The sequence below is a fragment of the Kitasatospora sp. NPDC043949 genome (assembly GCF_056435365.1).
In genome coordinates this window covers 93,737-116,257 of the sequence record NZ_JBWKEQ010000023.1, presented here as the reverse complement: position 1 = coordinate 116,257, position 22,521 = coordinate 93,737, and the positions used below count along the sequence as shown (strand labels likewise).

Annotated in this window: 20 protein-coding genes; 9 read left to right on the top strand and 11 right to left on the bottom strand. The window is 73.7% G+C overall.

The features are described from left to right. Window positions 1-19 precede the first annotated feature (19 nt). From AC07AL_RS20595 to AC07AL_RS20560, 8 genes are all read right to left on the bottom strand, one after another. Window positions 20-505, bottom strand: a complete 486-nt coding sequence (locus AC07AL_RS20595; protein ID WP_400986909.1) for a three component ABC system middle component — start codon at window positions 503-505, stop codon at window positions 20-22. Then, window positions 502-1,752, bottom strand: a complete 1,251-nt coding sequence (locus AC07AL_RS20590) for an ABC-three component system protein (protein WP_478317904.1) — start codon at window positions 1,750-1,752, stop codon at window positions 502-504. The genes AC07AL_RS20595 and AC07AL_RS20590 overlap by 4 nt, the downstream gene beginning before the upstream one ends. Before the next feature lie 459 nt (window positions 1,753-2,211). After that, the gene (locus AC07AL_RS20585) at window positions 2,212-2,583 is read right to left on the bottom strand and encodes a hypothetical protein (RefSeq protein WP_478317903.1); all 372 of its coding nucleotides are present in this window, start codon (window positions 2,581-2,583) and stop codon (window positions 2,212-2,214) included. Window positions 2,584-2,760: 177 nt separating this feature from the next. Further along, window positions 2,761-3,867: a hypothetical protein gene (locus AC07AL_RS20580; protein WP_478317902.1), complete on the bottom strand. Its 1,107-nt coding sequence runs from the start codon at window positions 3,865-3,867 to the stop codon at window positions 2,761-2,763. Continuing rightward, window positions 3,864-4,733, bottom strand: a complete 870-nt coding sequence (locus AC07AL_RS20575; RefSeq protein ID WP_400986902.1) for a hypothetical protein — start codon at window positions 4,731-4,733, stop codon at window positions 3,864-3,866. Before AC07AL_RS20575 ends, AC07AL_RS20580 begins: the two co-directional genes overlap by 4 nt. Continuing rightward, complete coding sequence (locus tag AC07AL_RS20570) at window positions 4,730-5,107, bottom strand: hypothetical protein (protein WP_478317901.1); 378 nt, start codon at window positions 5,105-5,107, stop codon at window positions 4,730-4,732. Before AC07AL_RS20570 ends, AC07AL_RS20575 begins: the two co-directional genes overlap by 4 nt. Before the next feature lie 102 nt (window positions 5,108-5,209). Beyond that, window positions 5,210-5,482, bottom strand: a complete 273-nt coding sequence (locus tag AC07AL_RS20565; protein ID WP_478317900.1) for a helix-turn-helix domain-containing protein — start codon at window positions 5,480-5,482, stop codon at window positions 5,210-5,212. A gap of 289 nt (window positions 5,483-5,771) precedes the next feature. Next, window positions 5,772-6,266 carry a cupin domain-containing protein gene (locus tag AC07AL_RS20560; RefSeq protein ID WP_363589417.1) on the bottom strand — a complete coding sequence of 165 codons (495 nt, stop codon included), beginning with the start codon at window positions 6,264-6,266 and terminating at the stop codon, window positions 5,772-5,774. Window positions 6,267-6,346: 80 nt separating this feature from the next. Here AC07AL_RS20560 and AC07AL_RS20555 point away from each other — a divergent pair, with 80 nt between their 5' ends. After that, window positions 6,347-7,204 carry a LysR family transcriptional regulator gene (locus AC07AL_RS20555; protein WP_478317899.1) on the top strand — a complete coding sequence of 286 codons (858 nt, stop codon included), beginning with the start codon at window positions 6,347-6,349 and terminating at the stop codon, window positions 7,202-7,204. 160 nt (window positions 7,205-7,364) lie between these two features. Further along, window positions 7,365-7,553, top strand: a complete 189-nt coding sequence (locus AC07AL_RS20550) for a hypothetical protein (protein WP_478317898.1) — start codon at window positions 7,365-7,367, stop codon at window positions 7,551-7,553. A 65-nt stretch (window positions 7,554-7,618) separates the two neighbouring features. Here AC07AL_RS20550 and AC07AL_RS20545 read toward each other — a convergent pair whose 3' ends face one another. Next, on the bottom strand, window positions 7,619-8,821 hold the full coding sequence (locus tag AC07AL_RS20545; protein WP_478317897.1) for a serine hydrolase domain-containing protein: 1,203 nt from the start codon (window positions 8,819-8,821) through the stop codon (window positions 7,619-7,621). Window positions 8,822-9,046: 225 nt separating this feature from the next. On the opposite strand from AC07AL_RS20545, the gene AC07AL_RS20540 reads away from it, so the two are divergent. From AC07AL_RS20540 to AC07AL_RS20520, 5 genes are all read left to right on the top strand, one after another. After that, window positions 9,047-9,769, top strand: coding sequence for a GbsR/MarR family transcriptional regulator (locus AC07AL_RS20540; RefSeq protein ID WP_400986893.1), 723 nt, complete (start codon window positions 9,047-9,049; stop codon window positions 9,767-9,769). Between the two features lie 263 nt (window positions 9,770-10,032). After that, a complete protein-coding gene (locus AC07AL_RS20535; protein ID WP_400986892.1) occupies window positions 10,033-10,233 on the top strand; it encodes a hypothetical protein in 201 nt (66 codons plus the stop codon). Window positions 10,234-10,256: 23 nt separating this feature from the next. Then, a complete protein-coding gene (locus AC07AL_RS20530; RefSeq protein ID WP_478317896.1) occupies window positions 10,257-10,457 on the top strand; it encodes a hypothetical protein in 201 nt (66 codons plus the stop codon). Between the two features lie 615 nt (window positions 10,458-11,072). Next, window positions 11,073-13,859 (top strand): M4 family metallopeptidase, encoded by a 2,787-nt coding sequence (locus tag AC07AL_RS20525; RefSeq protein ID WP_478317895.1) that lies wholly within the window; start codon window positions 11,073-11,075, stop codon window positions 13,857-13,859. Window positions 13,860-14,148: 289 nt separating this feature from the next. Continuing rightward, a complete protein-coding gene (locus tag AC07AL_RS20520; protein WP_478317894.1) occupies window positions 14,149-15,462 on the top strand; it encodes a serine hydrolase domain-containing protein in 1,314 nt (437 codons plus the stop codon). Here AC07AL_RS20520 and AC07AL_RS20515 read toward each other — a convergent pair. After that, window positions 15,456-18,962 carry an AfsR/SARP family transcriptional regulator gene (locus tag AC07AL_RS20515; RefSeq protein ID WP_478317893.1) on the bottom strand — a complete coding sequence of 1,169 codons (3,507 nt, stop codon included), beginning with the start codon at window positions 18,960-18,962 and terminating at the stop codon, window positions 15,456-15,458. The two genes, AC07AL_RS20520 and AC07AL_RS20515, sit on opposite strands and share 7 nt — an antisense overlap. 357 nt (window positions 18,963-19,319) lie before the next feature. On the opposite strand from AC07AL_RS20515, the gene AC07AL_RS20510 reads away from it, so the two are divergent. Continuing rightward, entirely contained in the window at window positions 19,320-19,595 is a 276-nt protein-coding gene (locus AC07AL_RS20510; RefSeq protein WP_363589091.1) for a hypothetical protein, read from the top strand. A 103-nt stretch (window positions 19,596-19,698) separates the two neighbouring features. Here AC07AL_RS20510 and AC07AL_RS20505 read toward each other — a convergent pair whose 3' ends face one another. Further along, window positions 19,699-21,024, bottom strand: coding sequence for a cytochrome P450 (locus tag AC07AL_RS20505; RefSeq protein WP_478317892.1), 1,326 nt, complete (start codon window positions 21,022-21,024; stop codon window positions 19,699-19,701). Between the two features lie 246 nt (window positions 21,025-21,270). Between AC07AL_RS20505 and AC07AL_RS20500 the strand changes: the two genes are divergently transcribed. Then, complete coding sequence (locus AC07AL_RS20500) at window positions 21,271-22,374, top strand: NADH:flavin oxidoreductase/NADH oxidase (protein ID WP_363630994.1); 1,104 nt, start codon at window positions 21,271-21,273, stop codon at window positions 22,372-22,374. Window positions 22,375-22,521 lie beyond the last annotated feature (147 nt).

Below are 22,521 nucleotides of genomic sequence, written 5' to 3'. Positions count from 1 at the left end.
ACTCCTTGTACGGGGCGGGTCAGGGACGGACGCCGAGGACGGTGAAGGCGCGGGCCGGGTCTGTCGCGGCAAGCCAGCGGCCGACGAGTACGGCCGCGCGTGCGCATTCGGCGACCTCCTCTCCGGGGGCCTGTGAGGAGGGCTTCGGAGCGCGGGGGCATGTCAGGCCTTGAGGGCTGGTGCCTATGGCCTGGTGGCGCAGGGCAGTCCGCAGGCTGGCTCGGGTGTAGTCGGTCAGTGCAGCAGCTCGTTCAGCGAAGGCCGCCTGGTGGCGCGGGTTGGCGTGAGCCCAGGCCATGAGGGTCACGGTGGACTTGCCCGGCAGGGAGCGCCGGGTGTCCTCGGGAAGGATGAGCGGGAGGACGAGGAAGGCGCTGGGCCACGGCAGAGGGCTCTCCGCCTTCTTGACCGCAGCGTGGACGCTGCTGGCCAGGAGGTAGGCCCCGAAGGCGGGGTTGAAGAGGGCTTCTGCCTCAGGAACGCCGTGATGAAGGTTGGTGGTCACTGGTCCTGTGCCTCTTTCCGGGGCTCGCACAGGTTCCTGTAGTCAGGGTGCCAACCGATGGCACGGTCCGGGTCTGCGGTGTCCGCTTGATCGGCCAGGCTGTGCACGGTGCCGCGGCCGATCCACGGTGCGGTGATGCTGCCGGGGCGAGCAGGTCTGTCGGCGGCCCTGTCCATGGTGTCGTCCAGTACGTCCTGACCGAGGGACTCGCGTTCGGGTCCGGTCATGTCACCGTGGAGGCGGCGGGTGCGACGGCGGAAGACGTGTTCCCACTCGTCGTGTAGCTCCTGCTCGTACTCGCCGAGCCGCTCGGGTGTGATCTTGAAGGTGCGCAGCCATTCGGAGCGTTGGGCGCGTGCGTAGTGATACTCGCGCAGGTGCATGGCGATCTCGGGATCGGGCAAGCCGATCCATCGCATCTGAGTCACGACGAGCTGGTCCTCGTAGCCAGCGATCTCGGCCTGGGTGAGGTTGCGCAGGGTCTCGGTAATCGGAAGGTTCCTTCCGGCGTACCGGTCGAGGACTTCGTCCCTGCGGCACATGAGCTCCTGGGCGCTGACCGCGGGTCTCTTACGCTTGGGGTTCCTGCGCTCCAGCAGTCCGATCGCCATGCCATACCACCACCCTTTGATGTCGTCGAGAGCGGCTTGAGCATGGTCGCTCGGCGTGATCCCCAACTCTTTGGCCAGACTAGGGTTCAGGTCCGACATCACCGGGGCACCGTCATCGACCGTGATGGCGTCAACCAGTTGATGGCGCTGCGACGGGCTGAGCGACATGAACAGTTTGCGGTCTTTCGCCGTACCGTCCGCACCGTTCTCGTCTCCGGCGACCTTCTCCATCCGAGTCAGTGCGGCACGAGTGTCCCGATGGGCTCCGGAGCGGAGCATCGAGAGAAAGGTCCCTGCGGGAGCGACCTGGGTCGAGACCAGGCGCAGCAGCGGCATCGCTGTGCTCAAGGGGGTTGAGATGGCTTCCAGGGCATCGATCCAGGAGGCGACCGAGCGCCAGAGGTCCTTGCCAGCCTCGCTCAACGGACCCGCCGCTTCGCGGTGCTTGGACTGGATCAGCTCCAGTGGGGTGTGGTTGTCGGGGTCCAGGAACTCGATGTCGTCGAGGACTTCCATCCGGACGGAGCAGGAAGCGTCCTCCCAGCTACGACGCGCGAGTTCCAGCAGAGCCAGTTCGCACTGGTAGAGATACCCGGTCATCTGGCCTGCGGCCGAATGCGAACCAGCTTGCGCCACGTTGCCCACTATTGATCGCGCTTGTCCGAACGGCGCGCTCCTGCAGTCCGGCCGATGGTTTGCGACCGGCGTCCGGGCGCCTCTGCCGCTCCCCCGTGGCGACAACATAGCACTGGTTCGGCAGCCGTCACGCAGCTCTGCAAATAAGCTGTCGCATGTTCGAACGCCGCCCTGCAGGGGCCAGTTCGCCAGTCCGCCAAGCACCGTGGGCCTGTTTCCCGCCGGCCCCGGTGTCCCCGGTTTCCGGCCTGTCCGGCGCCTGGCGCACTGCGATGCTGCGACGGGCTCGATCTCCACAGCTGCGGCATGGCTCGCTGCTGTGGTGGCTGGCCAAGTCTCGCGGCTGTACCGAGTTTCCTGGTGGCTGGACTGTGGCCACCAAATCCGGCTGTGGCTCCTACCGTCCCCTGCTCACGCGGGCCTGATCGGCGACCAACCGTTCGCGCGCTGTGTGGGCGCTCAGCGGAACAGCGCCTCAACGAGGGCTGCGTGGAACTGGCGCTGCTGGACTCCGGTGGCGATGGCCTGTGGTGTCGGGTCTCCCGTCAGGCCGACGCACATGACGACGGCTCCGGTCTTCTCGAGCATGCGCCACATGTCGTCGGTGAGACGGACGGGTACCGCGATGCGGGCGATCTCCGGGTGGGCGCTATACCGTGACTCGTTGTAGAAGCCTTCGAAGGTGCGGTTGGCCGGGTTGAAGACGACCTTCCAGTCGCGGTCCTGGGTGGGTATGGCGGGCGCGTCCCACACAGGCCACCCGAAGTGGTCCTGCACGGCGGTGGTCATGGCGGATGTGTGACCGGACAGCACCAGGGTGACAGTACGCACCTGATTTCCCGTGATGACGGTTGTCCTGCCTCGGGATCGGGCACTCACCGCGCCAGGCGCTGACAGGCCAATGTGCGTGACCGCCGTGTTGAGTTGAGACCACAAATCCCGGGGACGTTCTGCCATGCCCCCAGCATCGGGTAGGCGGGGTGGCGCGTGGGACTGTATCCGGTTGATTCATTCTTTCAGGTGAGCACGTGTACGCGGCGGGCTGGAACGCGCTTGACCCCCGCTGAGAAGCCGATGCCCGAGCAGGCCGCAGATGTGGGCTGCTTCGTCCACGGCTCTCCTGTCCCAAGGGGCGAGTTGCATGCTTTGACGGCCGGGCGGCCTCCCGTCCAGCTCCGCGAAGCGGCAGGCTGCGGAAATCAGGTCGGCTGCCCAGGGCGGTACGGGAAGATCGCCACCGCCCTCGGCGCGGACGACGGACAACTGGAGCGGCGCGTCGGAGCGTCCGGTGGCAATCCGCTGTGCCAGCGCGGCAGCATGCAGCGGGTGGGCGATGCGTGTGTGAAGCCGGTGGGTGAGCAGGACCGTTGCATGGTCGGGTTCGGGTGGAAGTCGGCCGCCGACGGGCAGTGCGAGCAGCGTGCGGCCCAAACGGCGGCTGGCAGCGTCCAATCGGCCGTGGTCGGGCGGGCTGTGCGTGGGCTGGATGAGGCCCGGCTCGTCCGCGTGGGGTGGGATGTGTGTGGCGGCCTCCCACCAGGCGTACCGGTCGGTGGGCGGTGGCGGGAGTCGTGTGCTGACGGCGGGGCGGGCGCCGTCCAGGGTGTGCACGCCGTGATACGGCAGGACGGTCAGGGCGGAGGCGAGCGCGGGCGGGAGGGGGCCATGGCACAGCAGGGTCAGGTGGATCCCGGTGAGTTCCAGCAGGCCGAAGAGGTGCTCGAAGTGACGGGGGCTGATGCGGTGGGCGCGGGTGACGATGACGTGTCCGATGTGCAGGGCGGTGGTCCAGGCAACGACAACGCGCCAGGCGGTGGCGGTTCGACCGGCCCAGTGGTCGGCCTCTTCGCTTCCCGGGAGCAGGTGCTTGTTCAGACTGCGCAGGAGGTCGTGGGCCAGGGATGCGGGAGCGGTGGCCACGGAGGTGGGGTGGACGGTGATGCGGCCCAGCGCCGGGGTGTGGGCGGTCAGGGCCGCCGACATGAAGGCGTGGTCGTCGTGTGCGTCGTGCACCACGGTGAGCGCGGGCAGGTCCGGGTTTCCTGGTCGCGGTGACCAGGTGGGCCGCCACTGCCCGGTAGTGGCGGCGGGTGCGGCGGCCGGACGCGTCGTCATCGCGATCCCGGTGGCTGCGGTATGGCTCCGGCGGGCATGGGCCTGGCCACGGAATCGGCGAGAACCGCGGCCGGGTGGTCGGCATGCCGGAGCTCTTGCGGGTCTGCCACGGCGACGCGGTGGCCAGGGATTTGGCTGTCGGTTGGAGCGGGGTTGTCCGTGAGGGGATGGGGGGCCAGGCCGAGGGCGAACAGCACGTCGGGGTGGATGGTGGGCTGCCCGCCGGTGGGGGCGAGCAGGCAGCGGTTGGCCAGGCGCGGGATCTGCTCGGGTGACAGGTCCAGGGGCAGACCACAGGCGGTGCGGTGCAGCAGGTGAGTGACGGCCGCTGCCTCAAGTGGGCCGAGGGAGGCGGCGGTGTGGCCGGCGCCGTGCAGGTTCTGCCGTTGTCTGCCGGTGAGCAGCCCGGGCGTGGTGGTCAGGTGGATGCTGGTGTCGGTGTGGACGAGCCGGTGGGGGCTGTGGTGCTGCTCGAGGTGTGCGGCCAGGGCGGTGGCGGCGCGCCCCAGACGGTGGGCGGGCCATTCCAGGGCGCAGGCCAGGTCGTCGGGGTGGATGCGGCCAGCCTCCATGAGGGCCGCGTGCAGCACGGTGGCGTGGGCGGCCGCCGCAGGGGCGGGGCGTGGGTCCTGGGCGGGGGTGCGCAGGAGGGATTCCGGGGAGGTGGCGAGGGCGCGGGCCAGGTGGATCAGCGCCTCGGCGGAGAGGGTCTGCGGGGTGAGGTGGGTGTCCCAGTCGGCGGTGGGGATGCCGGTCAGCGCGGTCAGCTCGTAATCGCCCAGTCGGCAGTCCATGGCGCGCTCGCGCAGGAACGTGAGATCGAAGGCGAGCGGGCTGGCGCCGGGCGGCGGGGCTGGGGCGGTCACGGGCTTAACTCCACAAGGCGCGGCAGGACATCCGGGGTGGGCGAGGCGGGGGTGTGCAGGTGCCAGCAGCGGGCGGTGGTGTGCCAGTCGTCCCCGGGGTGGGGATGGACCAAGGCGGGGATCGCGATACCCGCGTCGGCGACGAGGGCCTCGAAGCGTGGCGTGGTGCCGAAGCAGTTCGCGAACAGGCCGTGGTGGTCGGCGGTGCGCGGGGAGCGGCGGCGGAACTGAACGGCGGCGCGCAGCAGGGGGCGGGCGCGGGGCGGAATGGCGTACATGTGCCGGGGACCTGACACCTGGCCGATGTTGATCCATGAGTCGCGGTCGATGGCTACCGGGGCGTTGTGGTCGTCGGCGCTCTCGACCTGGGTCATCGACAGAAGATCCCGACCGGTGCCGGTGAACAGCAGGGCGGCCACCGCGGCGGCACACCCGTGTCGGCGCCGCCAGCAGCGTTGACCATGCGGCGGCGCAGCTCAGCGATGTTGCCCCCCCGAAGCGGCCAGCAACGTCCACGTCTCATCCGACAATGCGTAGCCCTGACGGGCGGGCGCTCTGTCGACCTCCCCGGTCGCCTTCGCCGTCGCCAGCCACCGCCACACCGTGCGCACCGACACCCCCACCATGTCCGCCACCGCCCTCACGTGCCGCGACGTCAGCTCACCAGCCGCCTGCCGCTCCACCAGACGTCGCACCACCAACGCCCGCGGCAACCCCCGCCCCACACCCCCACCACCGCCGTCTCCCATACCCGAGATCCAAGCGACGCCCCACAGATCTGAGCGTTAGATCTCTCAAACCCAAGACAGCACCAGCCGCAGCGAGATAAAGCCCCACGACAGCACAACAGGCCCCTGGCCTCTCACCCCACGACAGTCAGCCTGTCAGCCGGCCACCCGCACCGAATCCAGCCCGACCAGCAAGAACCTGGACCACATGCCTCGAAGCACTACCGACTCTCACCACCACTGACACCAAACCGAGAAATCGCAGTCATGACGTCCTTTCACGGTCACCGCTGGCGGGTGGCCGTGGGCTTCAGGCCACGTCGGTGGCGGGCTCGGTGGCGTAGCGGCTCATCGTGCGCAGGCCGGCCTCGGGGGTCGGCGGCCTGCCGTCGGCGGTCATGTCCCGCAGGTCCCGGAAGTACTGCACGTACAGGTCGGGGGTGAACACGCTGAGCATGACGGCGCTGTGGTCGGTCACGTTGGCGAAGGTGTGCGGGGCGCCGGGCGGGACCATCACGAACGTGCCCGCGCTCGCGTCGTGGTGCCGGTCCCCGACGGTGAAGCGCACCGTGCCGGAGATGACGTAGAAGCCTTCGTCGTGGCGGGCGTGGCGGTGCTGCGGCGGTCCGGGGGTGTGCGGGGCGAGGAGGGACTCGGTCATCGCCAGGCGGTGCCCGGTGCGGCTGCCGTCCTCCAGGACGCGCATGCGCGTGGTGCCCAGGACGATCGTCTCGCCGTCGCCGGGGGCGACCACCGATACGGTGGGGCCGGCCTGCGGTTCGCTGGTCTTCGCTGTGTCGGTCATGTTCCGAGTCCACCGCCGGGGCCCTGCCGGTGTCCAAGACCCGTTGCGCCACGCCGATACCCGGGGGGTATCGTCGCAGCGTGGAGCTACGTACCCTGCGCTACTTCGTGGCGGTCGCCGAGGAACTCCACTTCGGCCGGGCCGCCACCCGCCTGCACATGAGCCAGCCGCCGCTGAGCCGGGCGATCAAGCAGTTGGAGGAGGAGAGCGGCGCCCTGCTGTTCGCCCGCTCCCCCGCCGGTGTCACCCTCACCCCGGCGGGGGCCGTGCTGCTCGACGAGGCACGGGACCTGCTCGACCGGGCCGAGCGCCTGCGCGCGCGCGTCGCCGCGGCGGCCGGCACCGCGACCCTGACCGTCGGCATCCTGGGCGACGGCACCGACCCCGGCATCACCAGGCTGGCGGCCGCCTTCCGCCGCGGCCACCCCGGCGTCGAGATCCGCGTACGCGACACCGACCTGACCGACCCGACCTGCGGACTGCGCGCCGCACTGGTCGACGTCGCCCTGACCCGCGCGCCGTTCGACGACACCGCCCTGGCGGTGCGCGTCCTGCGCGCCGACCCGGTCGGCGCGGTCCTGCGCGCCGACGACCCACTGGCCCGGCGCGGCCGCCTGGAACTGGCCGACCTGGCCGACCGCCGCTGGTTCCAGTTCCCCCCGGGAACCGACCCCCGATGGCAGTCGTACTGGAACGGCGGCACCCCACGCGAGGGCCCCGTGGTACGCGGCGTCCAGGAATGCCTCCAGGCCGTGCTCTGGAACAGCACCGTCGGCCTGGCCCCGCTGCTCGGACACGACCTGCCCGAGAACCTCACCACGGTCCCGCTGGCCGACATGGCACCCAGCCCGGTGGTCGCGGTGTGGAACGACGGCGACACCAACCCGCTGGTCCGCTCGTTCGCCGAGATCGCGACGGCCGCGTACCGCCAGACGTGAGCACCGCCAGGCCTGAACACCGCCAGACGGGAGCACCGCCAGGCCTGAGCACCGCCAGACGGGAGGGGACGGCGCCCCGCGGGAGGGCGGCGTCCGTCGAAAAAAGTGGTCCCGGTCCGCCCGCCGTGTCGATCCGCGACCACGCCGTTCGACGCTGCACATGGTCGACGAACTGGCCGCCTCCGGCCGGCTCTCGGGGTCGCACCTGCTCCCGGGCGTACACGGCGAACTGCTGACCTGGCTCGGCCGCACCACCGAGGCCCGGGCCGAGCCGGAACTCGCCGCCCGGCCGGGCCGCAACACCCGCGAACGGTCGGTACTGCTACGCAAGGCGGCCGCGTTGCCCTGACGCCCCCGGCCGGACGGCCGTCACGAGCCGGGCCGTCACGAGCCGGGCCGTCACGAGCCGGGCCGTCACGAGCGGGGGCAGAACTCCGCCTCCAGCTCGGAGGTGAACACCGCGATCGGCCAACTCCCCTCGATCCAGTCGCCGTTGACGTTGGTGGCGAGCAGGTGCCGGCCGTCGCGGGTGCCGAACGCGTAGGACCACGAGCCGTTGATGGCGCCGCCCATGCCCCAGACGGTGGGGCCGCAGTCGAGCCTGATGCCGGCGACGCCCAGACCGTAGTCCGCCTGGTCGATCCACTGGTGCCCGGTCGGGACCATCGTGAACATCTCCCGCTGCTGGACGGGCGGCAGGAGCCGCCCGCCCAGCAGGGCGGCGAAGAAGGTGTTCAGGTCGCGAACGTCGGAGATCATGTCGCCGGCGGCCCAGCCCCAGGACGGGCTCAGCTCCGTCACGTCGTAGGCGGTGGCGTTCGCCCCGGTGAGCCCCAGACGCGAGTACTCGCGCCCGTGCGGCCCGTGGACGGCGGTGTCGCCGGAGGAGGGCTCGTAGGTGCCGGTGAGGCCCAGCGGGGCGGTGATCCGCTGCCTGATCTGCGCGGCCAGGGTGGCGCCGGAGGCCCGTTCGACGATCAGGCCGGCGAGGACGTAGTTGGTGTCGGAGTAGGTCCAGCCGGCGCCGGGCGCGAAGTCGGGCCGGTGGGCGACCGCGATCCGGACGAGCTGTTCGGGGGTGTAGCCGTCGAAGCGGTGCCGGAGGAAGGGCCGGCCGCTCGCCTCCTGGCGGACCTTCTCGTCCATCGCGTAGTTGTAGATGCCGCTGGTGTGGTTGAGGAGTTGGCGCACGGTGGTCCGGTCGCCGTCGTAGCCGGGGGCGCCCAGGAGGCCGGGCAGCCAGCGCTCCACGCTGTCGTCGAGGCTCAGCCGCCCCTCGGCGGCGAGCTGGAGGACGACGGTGGCGACGAAGGTCTTGGTGGTGCTGCCGATGCGGAACCGGTCCTGCGCGAGACGGGCCCGCCCGGTGGCGAGGTCGGCGACGCCCGCGCTGCCGAACCACCGGCGGTGGCCGTCCCGGACCTCGGCGACGGCGCCGGGCAGACCGCCCGTGGCCACCGCCCGGTCCAGCACCCGCTGGACCCCCGGGTGCCCGCCCCCGCCGTCCGGCGCGGGCGCGGCGAACGCCGGTGCGGTGGCGGCACCGGCCAGCACGGCCCCGGCGAGCACGGCCCCGGCGAGCAGGGTGGCGACGGCGGCGCGCGTGGTGGTTCCCATGGCGTGTTCCCCCTCGATGTGGTGTCGCGGTTCGGGAAGGAAGCTACGAGCAAATTCACATAATGGTCAATGCGAAACCCGCCAATGGTGGATGTATTCGCAGCTAGATGCCGCAATATTCTTGTAATGACTCTCCCGGTGAATGCAACAGAACGTCGCGACTCCATTGCAACAGTGGGCGAGCCGGACGGATACTGTTCACGCGACGGAAGGAGACGAGGACGGATGCCCGGAGCCAGGCTGACCCCGCAGGACCGCCACCGGATCGCCGCCGGACTGGCCGAAGGGCTGGGCTACGGCGAGATCGCCCGGCAGATCGAACGGCCGACCTCGACCGTCACCCGCGAGATCGCCCGCAACGGCGGGCCCTGCGACTACCGGGCCGAACACGCCCAACGCGCCACCGCGCAGCGCTCCCGCCGCAGCGGCACGACCGCCCGACGGGCCGCCGCCGCCACGCCGCCGGCCCAGGGCCGCGACCCGCAGGCGGTCCGCGAGTTCGCCGACGAACTGGCCGAGCTGCTGGTGCACAGCGGCCTGCCCAGAATGGCCGCCCGGGTCCTCGCGTGCCTGTACGTCACCGACGACGGCAGCCTCACCGCGGGCGAACTGGTGCAACGGCTGCAGGTCAGCCCGGCCGCCGTCTCCAAGGCCGTCGGCTACCTGGAGGGCCAGGCGCTGATCCGCCGCGAACGCGGCGAACAGCAGCGCCGGGAGCGGTACGTCATCGACGACGACGTCTGGTACCGGGCGCTGCTGGCCAGCGCCGAGCGGAACACGACGCTCGCCGGCGTCGCCCGCCAGGGCGCCGAAACGCTCGGCCCCGGCACACCGGCCGGCGCCCGGATGGACGACGCCGCGGCCCTCCTGGACCGGATCGGCCAGGACATCGTGCGCTCCGTGCGGCAGTGGCGGGAGGAGAGCCGGCCCGGATCGCGGACCGGCTGATCCCGGGCACCCCCTGCGGGGCGGTCGGGTGAGATGCGCAATGGTCCGGGCGGGTGGGCTCCGCACCCGACCGGGTGCCGTATCCGCGGATCCGCGGCCGGTCTTCGACAAGGCGGTCGCGGTGGACCGGCAGCCCCCCCGGGCGTGCCGGCGGCCGGGCGTGCCGACGGCCGGGGCCGCCGGGGACGGGCCGGACGGCGATGGCGGGCACGCGCAAACGACCGGAGGACTTCCCGCTGCCGAGGCTCAGCACCCGTCAGCTGATGACGATCTCGACCGCGACCTCGCTGGTGATGGCCGCGGTGTCGATCTTCCAGGCACCGGAGGGACGGCGGAGCACGATCACCGGCCCGTACGTGCCGCCGCCGTACAACCCCGACCAGTCCACCGGTCCGGCCGGCGGCCAGGCCCCCAACCGGCCCGCCCAGGCCCAGCAGCACGGCAACCCCTCCGCGTACCACTGAACGGACCGAGGAAGGACCGATCGATGAGCACCCAGGTTCAGATGACGACGGCGCAGGAGGCCACCGCCGAGGACCACACCGCCACCGAACTGGAAGAGGAACGCCGCCGCCGGGAGAACACGATGCCGCTCGCGGTGGGGGGACCGGCGGCGGCCGGCCTCGGAGTCGCGCTGCTGTCGATGCTGATGAACAACCAGCGGGGCACGGTCGTGGTCCGCATGTGAGTGCACACCCCCCGGACCCGGCCGAACGACACAGGGACCCCCGGCACGTCCGGCGGCCCGGCAGGAGCTGGTTCAGACCACAGGGCCGGAAGCCCGGGACCGACCGACGGGGCAGAGCCGGGTACGGAGTCGCGTCTCCGCCCAACCCAGATCGACACACAGGCCGAACCAGACCCGGCCCTTGCACACACCCGACCCACCGAGACCCACCGCGACCCAGGAGAACACACCCTGGAGGACATCGCACCGACGCCCGGGGGCGGCCACGGACAGAGCGAAAGGCAAAGCGATACCGGCCCGAGCGACGATCAGACGGCACGGGTGACGATCAGACGGCCCGGGTGACGATCAGACGGCCCGGGTGACGATCAGATGGCCCGGGCCGTCCCGCTCCGGGCAGCCCCCAGCGAGGTAACACGGAACACCGACGACCTCGAACCACCCCACGACCACACCCGACACCTGCCCATCCACAATCTCCACAATAGAGCCGCGCACCGCGGGGGCGGCCGGAGGGCGGCAAACGGCTGAACCGGGCCTGTCCGGTGCCCCGTTCCTCCGTGAAAGGCAGCTCTGTCGTGCTGCCGTCACTGCCGATTTCCGTGGAGGACCGCAGTGCACCACCGTTCCCGTTCAGTGGCCAGGGTGCTCGGCTCGGGCGCCGCCTTGAGCCTGGCGCTGGCGCTCACCGTGACCGCCTCCCCCGCCCTGGCCGCGCCGCCGGGCCCCACCGCCGAGTCCGATCCCGTCCCCGGCCTGGTGGCCGGCGAGGGCACCGCCGCCCCGCAGCTGGTGACCGGACTGTCCGAGGCGGCGCCCGGCGCTCCGGCCGAGGCGGCCCGGGCCCATCTCGCCGCCCACCTGGACCGGTACCGGGTCGATCCGGGGCAGCTGGCCGAGCTCGCGGTCGAGCGCACGGCCGCCGACCGGCGCACCGTCAGGTTCCAGCAGTACCACGGCGGCATACCGGTGCTCGGCGGGCAGTACCTGGTCCGCCTCACCGGCGAGGGGGCCGACCAGCGGGTGGAGTCGGTCGGCGGCAAGTACTTCACCGGGCTGACCGCACCGACCGCCCCCACCGTGCCGGACGCGGTGCTGCGCACGCTGGCGCTCGGCTCGCTCCAGGACCCGCGCGCCCGGGCCGGGGCCACCGCCGAGGACCGCGGCCTGGTCGTCCTGCCGGGCGGCACCGGCCGGCTCACCCGGCACTTCACCGTGCACACCGCCGACCCGGGGAACGGCGAGCCACTGGTCCGCGAGGTCTACGCGGACGCCACGCTCGGCGTGGTCGCCCTCGCCCACGACTCCTCGGCCCCCTACCAGGTCAGCGGCGCCGACGACACCGGGGCCGGCGACACCGGGGCCGGCGACACCGGGGCCGGCGCCGCCCGTGGCGCGGCCGCCGCCCAGCCCGCCACCGGGACCGCCCCCGACCTCCTGGGCCGTACCGTGCCGGTGAACATCTCCCGCCAGCTGGACGGAAGTTACCAACTCGTCGACCTCACCCGGCCCGTCACCATCACCACCTACGACGCGACCGGACGGGACTACAACGAGTTCAGCGGCCGACTGCCCGACGGCAGCCTGCCCGTCGGCTCCCCGGACCCGGCCTTCCCCGCCTCCACCGGCACCAGCGGCGCCACCGACGCCCACCTCAACGCCGCCGCCGTGTACGGCTTCTACCACGACCGGCTCGGCCGCGACGGCCTGGACGGCAAGGGCGGCGCGATCACCTCCGTGGTGAACGTGAGCAACCGCGGCAAGCCCTTCCCCAACGCCGCCTGGGACGGGCAGAAGATGCTCTACGGCAACGGCAACGCCAGGTTCCTGCCGTTCTCCGCCGCCCTCGACGTGGCCGGGCACGAGATGACCCACGGCGTCATCCAGCACACCGCCAACCTGGTCGGCGACGGCCAGTCCGGCGCGATGAACGAGGGCATCGCCGACTACTTCGGCAACGCCATCGAGGTCACCGCCCGCGGCATGTCCATGGACGACCCGGCGGCCCCGCTGATGGGCGAGAACCTGTGCCGCACCGGCACCCCGCAGGACTGCGCGAACCGCCGCCTGGACGACCACCGCACCACCGTGGACGACTACCTCGGCGCCGGGCTCGACCTGGACAACGGCGGCGCGCACCTCAACTCCACCATCTTCAGCGGCGCCCTGTGGGACATCCGGCGCACCCTCGACCCGCTCACCGCCGACCGCCTCGTCTACCGGGCGATGGCCGAATACCTCACCCCACTGGACGACTTCGTCGACGGACGCAACGCGGTACTCGCCGCCGGCCGGGCCCTCAAGCTCAGCGGAGCCCAACTGCGCAAGGTGGCGGCCGCGTTCGACGCACACGGGATCAAGGCCGGCTGGCAGAGCCGACTCGGGACGGACACCCGTCCGCTGCTGCCCGGCACCTCCGCCCCGGTCGGACCGGCCGCGGGCGCAGGCCACTGGGTGATGGGCAACACCGACCCGAACGGCAAGGGCGCGACCGCCCTGTACACCGGCTCCACCACCACCGCCGCCACCCCGACCCGGCTCAGCCCGGACGACGGGCGGATCCACGGCTGGGCCGCCACCGACGGCAAGTCCGCCGTCTGGCTGGCGATCGGTCCCGACGCCACCGGCACGTGGGGGACGGAGGTGCTGACCCGTCCACTGTCCGGCGGCCCGGTGCGCAGCGTGTTCCACTCCTCCGACCAGTCGCCCGGCAACGTCCAGGTATCCGGCGGGGACATCGCCTTCACGGTGACCGACAACGACACCGGCCGCACCCGGGTCCGCCTCTCCCACGACGGCGCCCCGCCCGTGGAACTCCCGCTGCCCGAGGGCCACAACCTCACGTCCCTCGCGTTCAAGGACGGCCTGCTCGGCTGGATCGAGTCCTGGACGGCCGACGGGGCCACCGTCCAGGCGCCGACGGCCTTCTCGACCGCCACCGGCAAGGTCACCGCCCAGTACCCGGTGAGCACCCCGAACGGCACCGACCCGCCGTACCTCGCCTCCCCACTGCTCGCGGGCGACCGGCTGCTCTGGCTCGCCGCCCCGGCCGACCGCACCCGCCCGACCGCCCTGCGCTCCGGCGCCCTGGACGGCTCCGGCGTGCGCGACCTGCTCTCCACCGACTCGCCGTACACCCCGGCGGACATGGAGCTCACCGCCACCGACCAGGCCGTCACCTTCACGCACCGCAGCGCCCAGCCGAGCAGCGGCTGGTCGAACGCCGCTCTGCCCAAGCTGTACCAGCTGCCGGTCAGCGGCGGCACCCCCGTACGGGTCTCCTGCAACCGGGGCAGCCAGTTCCACGCCGCCGCCGACCAGGGCACCCGGGTGGTCTGGCTGGACGCCACCGCCGGACGCAACGACCTCGTGGTCCGCGACCGCCCGGCCGGGTCCTGCTGATCCGAGCGCGGCAGCGTCGTCCGCCCCGGTGCCGGCGGGCACCGGGGCGAACAGCGAGGCGGGCACCCGATCCGGGGTGAACGGCGGGCGCCTGACAGCGCGCTGTGCGCGGTTTGCCAGCGGCGGGCCACAGGCTGGGCCCGTCCAGATCACCCGGCAAGCAGAGGGAACCGCATCCATGCCGTCAGCTACTTCTCCTTCTTCCACTCCTTCTTCGGCTACTCCTTCTTCGGCGGCCCCTTCGCCCTCCCGCGCGGGGTGGTCGCGCCGCCTGCGGCTGGCGCCGCTCGTGCTGACGGCGTCGGCCCTCACCGTGGGGCTGGCCGCCGGACCGGCGCTCCCGGCCCCCCTCCCCGCCGCCGCAGGGTCCGCGCCCTCCGCGACCCGGGGCGGGGCCGAGGCGCAGCGGGTCCAACTGGAGAAGCTGGCGCGGCAGTTGGTGGCCGCCGGGGCGCCGGGCGTGGTGGTGCGGGTGGACGACGGCCGGGGCCGGCCCGTCGAGATCGCCGAGCAGGCCCCCTGGGCCGCGGCGGACCAGCGGCTCGCGGCGGGGGACGAGTTCCGGATGGGCTCCAACACCAAGACCATGATGGCCGTGATCGCCCTGCAACTGGCCGCCGAGGGGCGCCTCGCGCTGACCGACCCGGTGGAGGCGTGGCTGCCGGGCCAGGTGCCCGACGGCCGGGCGATCACGCTGCGGATGCTGCTGAACCACACCAGCGGCCTGCCCGACTACACCGAGGACCCCGCCGTCCTGCCGTCGATCCTCGGCAAGGACCCGCACCGGTGGACCTCCGCCGAACTGCTCGCCGTGGGCGTCAAGCGCCCGGCGCTGTTCCCGCCGGGCACCCGGTGGTCCTACAGCAACACCGACTACGCGGCGGTCGGCGCCATCCTGGAACGGATCACCGGAGCGAGCCTCGCCGACCTGATCCAGGACCGGATCGCCCGTCCCCTGGACCTGAAACACACCTACCTCGCCACGGACGGCAACTGGCACGGCCGCTACGTCCGCGGCTACGAGCCGGACTCCGCCCACATGCCGGCGGGGGTGCCCGCGGCGTTCCAGGACGTGGCCGGGGTGCACCGCGACGGCCGGGTGGACGTCTCCGGCAACGACCCGGGCTGGGGCGGGGCGGCCGGGGCCGTGGTGTCCACCGCGCAGGACTGGTCCCGCTTCTACAACGCGCTGATGTCCGGCAGGCTGCTGCCCGCGGCCCAGCTGGCGCAGCTGCGCGCCACCGTGCCGATGGACCCGCGGAACCCGGTGGACGGGCCCGGCTCTGGCCTGGGCATCGGGACGGTCCGCACCCCCTGCGGCACCGTCTGGGCCCACGACGGGGGGATCACCGGCTACTCCAGCACCAACCTCACCGACGGCACGGGCAGCCGTACCGCCACCGTCCTGATCTCGACCGAGTTCCTGTTCGAGTTCGGAGCCGACGCGGAGCTCACCGCGGCCGGCCAGGCCCTGCAGAGTGCGGTGACCTGCGCCATGTTCGGCAAACCGGCCCCTGCCCCGGCCCCGGCCCCGGCCCCTGCTCCGGCCCCTGCTCCGGCTCCGGCTCCGGCTCCGGCTCCGGCTCCGGCTCCGGCTCACTGACCGGGCGGCCCGGCCGCGGGCGCGGGTACGGGTGCGGCCGAGGGTGCGGGTGAGGGTGAGGGTGAGGGTGCGGGTGCGGGTGAGGCCGAGGGTGCGGGTGAGGTGATGATCGCGGACAGCAGGTCCCTGGCCTCGGTCCGCGCCATCGCCGCACCCGCGGCGTGCGCGGACGCGAACCCGGCGGCTCCCAGGTCCGCCGTGGCCCGCCCGGCGATCCTGCGCACGTCGGTGTCACCGAGGTCGTCCGAGCCCCGCAGCAGGTCGGCGGCGCCGAGCAGGAGCGCCGCCTCCCCCGGCCGGCCGCGGCACAGCTCGATGTCGGCGGCCGTCACCGCGATCCGGGCCGCGACCGCCGAGTTCCAGGTCAGCACCAGGTGCACCGCCGGGTGGTCGAGCCGGCGCACCGCCGCGCCGGGCAGGCCGTCCGCCGCGTCCAGCTGCGCGAGCACGCCCAGCAGCAGGGCGGTGAGGTGCGAGGGCGCCGGCTGGCCGCCGGGGGCCTGGTCCAGGGCGGCCAGGGCGTGCGCGCGGGCCGGCTCCCGTCGCCCGGCCCGCCATTCCAGCTGGGCCAGGCCCAGGCACACCACGGCCCGGGGCTCGGCCCATCCGGCCCGCGCCACCTCCTCGAGCAGGCCCGCCAGCTGCCGCCGCGCACCGTCCGCGTCCCCGGCCTGGGCCCGCATCAGGGCGGCCTGGACATCGCTGTCGACCGTGTCCTCCCGCATCCCGAGTTCCTGGAAGTACCGGGTGGCCCGCTCGTTCATCGCCAGCGCGTCGGCCAGGTCGCCGCAGCGCCGCCGCAGCGAACCGAGGGTGCTCAGCGCGGTCGCCATACCCCACCGCTCGCCGAGCGCCTCGAAACCGGCCAGCGCGTGGGCGAGGAAGCCCGTCGCCTCGGTGACGTCCCCGGTGTGCAGGGTCAGCAGGCCCCGCACGAGCAGGGTGAACGGGCCGCTGGAGGGGTCCTTGCGCTCGCCGTCCGGGAAGTCCGGGGAGCCCGGGGAACCCGAGGGGGCTGGGGGGTCGGGCGTGCGCGGGGGGTCGGGCGGGCGCGGCGGCGGCTGCGGGCCGGCGATGGCCGCGGCCAGCCGGGCCAGCTCCAGCAGGGGGTGGACACCGGGGTCGACACCCGCCATCGCCGCCTCGATCCGGCCGAAGGCGGCCGCCCTGTCCTCCGGCCGGCCGATGGACTCGGTGCCGACCTCGTACGTCGCGACCACCAGCGCGCGGGCCCCCGGATCGGCCGGCCCGGGGACCTCCAGCACCCGTTCGAGCAGGTCCAGCGACTCCGGCGGATAGCCCCGCATGGACCAGAACCAGCACAGCGCGGCGCCGAACCGGACCGCCGTCGCGGCGTCCCCGGACTCCACCGCCCAGCGGACCGCGGCCAGCAGGTCGTCCCACTCGGCCGACAGCCGGGCCAGCCAGCGCAGCTGGTCGCGGGTGCGCAGCCGCGGCTCCGCCGTCTCGGCCAGGGCGAGGAAGAACCCGCAGTGGCGTTCGCGGGCGGCACCGTCCTGCCCGCGGCGGGTGAGCTGCTCCAGGCCGTACTCCCGGATGGTCTCCAGCATCCGGTAGCGCGGCTCTCCCGTGGCGGCGGCTCCGAGCGGGTGCAGCAGCGACTTGTCGACCAGCGCCGCCAGCAGCTCCCGGACATCGCGGGTGGGGGCGTCGTGGTCGCCGGGGTGGTGGTCGGCGTGCGGGGCGCCGAGCCCGCCGACCGCCTGCGCCGCGTCCTCGGTGAAGCTGCCGGGCGCCACCGACAGCCGTTCCAGCAGCGCCCGTTCGTCGGCGGCCAGCAGCTTCCAGCTCCAGGCCACCACGGCGCGCAGCGTCTGGTGGCGGGGCAGGGCGGTGCGGTTGCCCCGGGTGAGCAGCCGGAACCGGTCGTCCAGCCGGGCGGCGACCACCTCGGCGGGCAGGGTGCGCAGTTGGGCGGCGGCCAGTTCGATCGCCAGTGGCAGGCCGTCCAGGCGGCGGCAGATCTCGACCGCCGCCGCCGGCGAGCCGTCCTCCTCGGCGAAGCCGGGGCACACGGCGGCGGCCCGGTCGTGGAACAGCCGGACCGCCGCGCAGGCGCGGGCCTGTTCGGGTGTCGAGCCGGGTTCGGGCAGTTCCAGGGGGAGCACCGGGTGCAGGTTCTCGCCGTCGATGCGCAGCGGCTCCCGGCTGGTGGCCAGTACCCGCAGCCCGGGGCACCGGCCGAGCAGGGTCTCGGCCAGCGCGGCCGCCGCCTCGATCACGTGTTCGCAGTTGTCCAGCACCAGGACCGGGTCGTCGTGCGTGAGCACCTCGGTCAGGCGGTCCAGGATCTCCTCGGTGGTACCGGGGGTGCCGGGGCGGCGGGCCGGGGTCGCGGCGCTCTTGGGCAGGTCGGCCTCGCGCGTCCGCAGGGCGTCGAGCACCGCGCGGGGCACGTCCGCCGGGCCGGCCGGGGCCAGGGCGGCGAACCACACCCCGCCGGACGGTGTGAGCCGGCGGCCGGCGGTGGTGGCCAGCCGGGTCTTGCCGGACCCGCCGGGTCCGACCAGGGTGACCAGGCGGGCTCGGCCGAGCAGCTCGGCCACCCGGCGGATGTCGTCCTCGCGGCCCACGAAGCTGGTCAGCGGCGCGTCCAGGTTGCCGGGCGGCCGTGCTCGGCGGGGTTCCGGCCGTTGGGGTTCCGGCCGTTGGGGTGGCGGCTGTTGGGGTGGCGGCTGGTCGGCGGGCGTGCGGTGGCCGGGGAACTGCTGGCGGTCAGGGGGCGTGCGGTGGCCGGGGGGTGCCGGGAGCTCGCCGCGCAGGACCGCGAGATGGGCCGCCCGCAGCTGCGGTCCGGGGTCGCTGCCGAAGGTGTCGGCCAGCCGGGCGCGCAGCCGCTGGTAAGCGGCCAGTGCCTCGGCGCCCCGGCCGCCGGCGGCCAGTGCCCGGATCAGCTGGGCGTGCAGCCGTTCGTGCAGCGGGTGCCGCGCGGTCAGCGATTCGAGTTCGGCGATCAGCTCCGGTCCGGCGCCCAGCGCGAGGTCGGCCTCGATCCGGTCCTCCAGGGCGACCAGCCGCGCCCGCTCCAGCCGCCGGGCCTCGGCGTCGGCGAACGGCGCCTCGCGCACGTCCGCCAGCGCGGGGCCGCGCCACAGGGCCAGGGCCTCCCGCAGCGCGGCGGCGGCCTCGGCCGGCCGGCCCTGCGCGTGCAAGTGCCTTCCGGAGCGGGCCAGTTGCTCGAACCGGGCGGTGTCCACCGCGCCGGCCTCGACGGCCAGCCGGTACCCGGCCGGTCCGAAGGTGAGCAGCGCGGGGTCGCCCAGGACGCCCCGCAGGCGGGACACCAGTGACTGCAGGGCGTTCGTCTGGTCGGCCGGTGGTGCCTCGGCCCACAGCGCGTCCGCCAGGGCCTGCGGCCGGACGGCGCGGCCGGCGTCCAGCGCGAGGTAGGCCAGCAGCGCCCGCAGCCGCGCGCCGCCGATCGGCAGCGGGCCCGCTCCGGCGTCCAGTACCAGGGGTCCGAGCAGGCCGACGCGCACCGGGTCACTATCGCAGCACCACCGGTTTGATCGTCAAGTCGCCGGCCGGCGCCCACGCGCCCGCCCCGGCCGTGAGCGGTGTCCGGGGCGGTGTCCCGGCGGGGCCGGCGGCCTCGCCGGTCGCCGGGCGGCCCGTCACCGGGGCTGCGGCGCCGCGCGGGCGGGGCGCTCCCCGGGCTCCGGCGGGCCGCCCGTCACGTCCTCGGGGCGGCGATGGGGGGCCCGGGTGAACCGGTAGCCCCGGACAGCCATCCCCGGTCGCGCTCCGCATACGAATGTGTGTGGATGGTGACAGGCCGCCATTTCGTGGCGGTCCGATCGACCATCACCACCCTTATCTGGAAGGGCTCTTCCCCCATGCGTACTGCGCGCCGTGTCCTGACCGTCTCCGCCCTCTGCCTCCCGCTCGTGCTCGGCGGGGCGACCATCGCCTCCGCCGCCACCCCCGACAACATCCCCTCCCTGAACTACGACCACGGGGCGTTCTCCGTCGGCCCGAACGGCAGTGCCCTGCACATCACCGACGTCCAGTTCGGTCCTGACGGCGCCTCGTTCCTCGACGCCGCCGTCGCGGTGGGCCCCAACGGCGTCGCCGGCTACGCCACCGAGACCGGTATCGGCATCGGGGGCTGATCCCCGCCGCTCCCCCATGCCGGGTGCCCCGGGGCGGTTCGTCCCGGGGCACCCGCACGCCCGGGGCCGGGCCGCGCGGGGCGCGCCGGCGGGTGCGCGGCGCTCACCCGGCCCCGCGCGGGCTGACGAGCATGCGGATGTCGTCGGCCGCCCAGAGGACGAACCGTTCGGCCGGGACCACCCGGTGGCCCGGCACGGGCCGAAAGCGCAGGCGCTTGAGGAGGACGGCCAGCAGCAGTTCGCACTCGACCATGGCCAGGGCGGCGCCCTCGCAGCTGCGCGGGCCGAACCCGAAGGGGACCCAGGCCAGCCGCGCGCGTCCGGCCGCCTGCTCCGGGGTGAAGCGCTCGGGGCGGAACCGTTCGGGCTCGGGCCAGTGGTCGGGGTTCAGGTGGACGGCCCAGAACGGGTAGAAGACCACCGCCCCGGCCGGGACCTCGTACGCGCCGAGGGTGAGCGCCTGGGTGGTCTGGCGCGCGCCGTACGGGCCGGGCGGGTAGAGGCGCATCGACTCCTGGAGGACCGTCCGCAGGTACGGCAGGCGCCGCAGGTCGGCGTACCCGGGGGCCGGGCGGTCGCCGAGCACGCGGTCCAGTTCCCCGGTGACGCGTTCGGCCGCCCCGGGGTGGCGGCCCAGCAGGTGCAGGGTCCAGGAGACGGCCACGCCGGTGGTGTGGTGGGCGGCGAGCATCGCCGCGAGGACGGTGTCGCGGATCCGGGCGGGGCGCTCGCCGGCCTCGACCAGTGCGCCGACCAGGTCGCTGCGGTCGGCGCGGGCTCCGTCGCGGTGGGCCGCGATCACCCGGTCGACCGTCGCGCGCAGGAGGGCGAGCGCCCGCGCGGTCCGCTCGGCGCGCTCCTGCGGGTCGACGGCGGGGGGCACCTGGTAGAGCCGTTCCAGGTAGTCGGCGAGCACCTCCTCGAAGGCGGCGGCGACGACGTCCGGGCCCTCCACCTCGCCGCCCAGGGCGTACGCGCAGATCATCCGCAGGGACAGGGCGGTCAGGTCCTGCTGCAGCGCGACGGCCTCGCCCCGCGTGCCCCGCGCGGCCCAGCGGTCCGCGAGGCCGGTGGCGAGCGCGGTGAAGCGGTCGAAGGCCTGCTCGTGCGAGGGGCGGCCGGCCAGGACCGAGAGCAGGGTGCGGCGCCACGGGGCGTGTTCGTCCGCCGGGAGCACTTGCAGGTTGCCGGCCTCGAACAGCGGGTCCAGGAAGGAGAACAGGCGCTCGGGGCGACGGTCCAGGTGTGCGGTGGCCTCCAGCAGCACCGGGTCGGCGACCGACACGGCCGTCTCGGCGCCGGGCAGCTGGAACCGCGCCACGGGGCCGTACTCGGCGTGCAGCCACAGCTGGTAGGCGTGCAGCCCGCCGGCCTGCGCGATGGCGCCGACCCCGCCGTCCGGCCGGGGGTCGGGACCGGGGATCTTCATCGGACCTCCTGGTGACGCATGGTCGGATCCGCCGCCCGGACGGTGGACACGGGCGGCGCAGCGCCGACGGCCGTGGGGACCAGGATCGCGCGGGAGCGGGTCCGCCGGCAGGTGGCGACACCGGATGAAATGGCCAGCGCTTGCAAGCAATCAGCGTGCACAACTATTGTGGTGTCACACAAATTGCACTTGCAATCATTCGAGAAGGTTTCCCCCGGCCCCGCCTCCGCCGACAGGAGTCCGCCCATGAGCACCACCCTCTTCACCCCCTACACCCTGAGGACCCTGACCGTCCCCAACCGCGTCTGGATGGCGGCGATGTGCCAGTACAGCGCCGCTCCGGACGGCGACGCGGCCGGAGCCCCGACGGACTGGCACTTCGCCCACGTCGCGGCACGCGCCACCGGCGGCACGGGGATGATCATCATGGAGGCCACCGCCGTCAGCCCCGAAGGCCGCATCACCCCCTACGACCTCGGGATCTGGAACGACACCCAGGTCGCGGCCTTCCGGCGGATCACCTCCTTCCTGACGGCACAGGGCACCGTGCCGGCCCTCCAGCTCGCCCACGCCGGCCGCAAGGCGTCCACCGAGCGCACCTGGATCGACCGCGGCCGCGCCCTCGCCCCGGACGAAGCCCACGGATGGACGCCGCTCGCCCCCAGCGCCCTCCCCTTCGCCCCCACCCGGACCAGGCCCGACGAACTCACCGAGGAGCAGATCCGCGGGATCGTCCGGCAGTTCGCCGACGCCGCCCGGCGCGCGCTCGACGCCGGCTTCCGGGCCGTCGAGATCCACGGCGCCCACGGCTACCTGATCCACCAGTTCCTCTCCCCCCACAGCAACCACCGCACCGACGCCTACGGCGGCTCCTTCGAGGGCCGCATCCGCTTCGCCCTGGAGGTCGTCGACGCCGTCCGCTCGGCGTGGCCCGAGGACCTGCCCGTCCTCTTCCGCGTCTCCGCGACCGACTGGCTCACCGAGAACCCGCAGGACGGCCGCACCGGGTGGACCTCGCAGGACACCGTCCGCCTCGCCGAGGAACTCCTGGCCCACGGCGTGGACCTGATGGACGTCTCCACCGGAGGCCTCGTCCCCGACGCCACGATCGACGCCGGACCCGGCTACCAGGTGCCCTTCGCCGAGGCCGTGCGCAGCGGGGCCGGCATGCCCGTGGCGGCCGTGGGCCTGATCACCGACCCCGTCCAGGCCCAGGACATCCTCGCCGCCGGCAGGGCCGACGCCGTCCTGCTCGGCCGCGAACTGCTGCGCGACCCGTACTGGGCGCGCCGCGCCGCCGCCGAACTCGGCGCCCGGGTCTCCACCCCCGTGCAGTACCACCTCGCGTAGCGGCGCCCCGGTACGGGCGGACGGGGGCCCCGCGGTTCCGGCGGCCCGGTTCGCCGTGGAGGCCCGCCGGCCCCGCACACCCGTGACCAGCTCTTCGGGCACCGCGGCGGGGACCGCGGCACAGGGCGAACCGTCAGCGGGGGGCGG

What these genes read in the sequence shown, in the direction of transcription:
- AC07AL_RS20580 (WP_478317902.1), bottom strand. Translation starts at nt 3,867, where the DNA reads ATGACGACGCGTCCGGCCGCCGCACCCGCCGCCACTACCGGGCAGTGG.
- AC07AL_RS20570 (WP_478317901.1), bottom strand. Translation starts at nt 5,107, where the DNA reads ATGACCCAGGTCGAGAGCGCCGACGACCACAACGCCCCGGTAGCCATC.
- AC07AL_RS20565 (WP_478317900.1), bottom strand. Translation starts at nt 5,482, where the DNA reads ATGGGAGACGGCGGTGGTGGGGGTGTGGGGCGGGGGTTGCCGCGGGCG.
- AC07AL_RS20560 (WP_363589417.1), bottom strand. Translation starts at nt 6,266, where the DNA reads ATGACCGACACAGCGAAGACCAGCGAACCGCAGGCCGGCCCCACCGTA.
- AC07AL_RS20550 (WP_478317898.1), top strand. Translation starts at nt 7,365, where the DNA reads ATGGTCGACGAACTGGCCGCCTCCGGCCGGCTCTCGGGGTCGCACCTG.
- AC07AL_RS20545 (WP_478317897.1), bottom strand. Translation starts at nt 8,821, where the DNA reads ATGGGAACCACCACGCGCGCCGCCGTCGCCACCCTGCTCGCCGGGGCC.
- AC07AL_RS20540 (WP_400986893.1), top strand. Translation starts at nt 9,047, where the DNA reads ATGCCCGGAGCCAGGCTGACCCCGCAGGACCGCCACCGGATCGCCGCC.
- AC07AL_RS20535 (WP_400986892.1), top strand. Translation starts at nt 10,033, where the DNA reads ATGACGATCTCGACCGCGACCTCGCTGGTGATGGCCGCGGTGTCGATC.
- AC07AL_RS20530 (WP_478317896.1), top strand. Translation starts at nt 10,257, where the DNA reads ATGAGCACCCAGGTTCAGATGACGACGGCGCAGGAGGCCACCGCCGAG.
- AC07AL_RS20510 (WP_363589091.1), top strand. Translation starts at nt 19,320, where the DNA reads ATGCGTACTGCGCGCCGTGTCCTGACCGTCTCCGCCCTCTGCCTCCCG.
- AC07AL_RS20505 (WP_478317892.1), bottom strand. Translation starts at nt 21,024, where the DNA reads ATGAAGATCCCCGGTCCCGACCCCCGGCCGGACGGCGGGGTCGGCGCC.
- AC07AL_RS20500 (WP_363630994.1), top strand. Translation starts at nt 21,271, where the DNA reads ATGAGCACCACCCTCTTCACCCCCTACACCCTGAGGACCCTGACCGTC.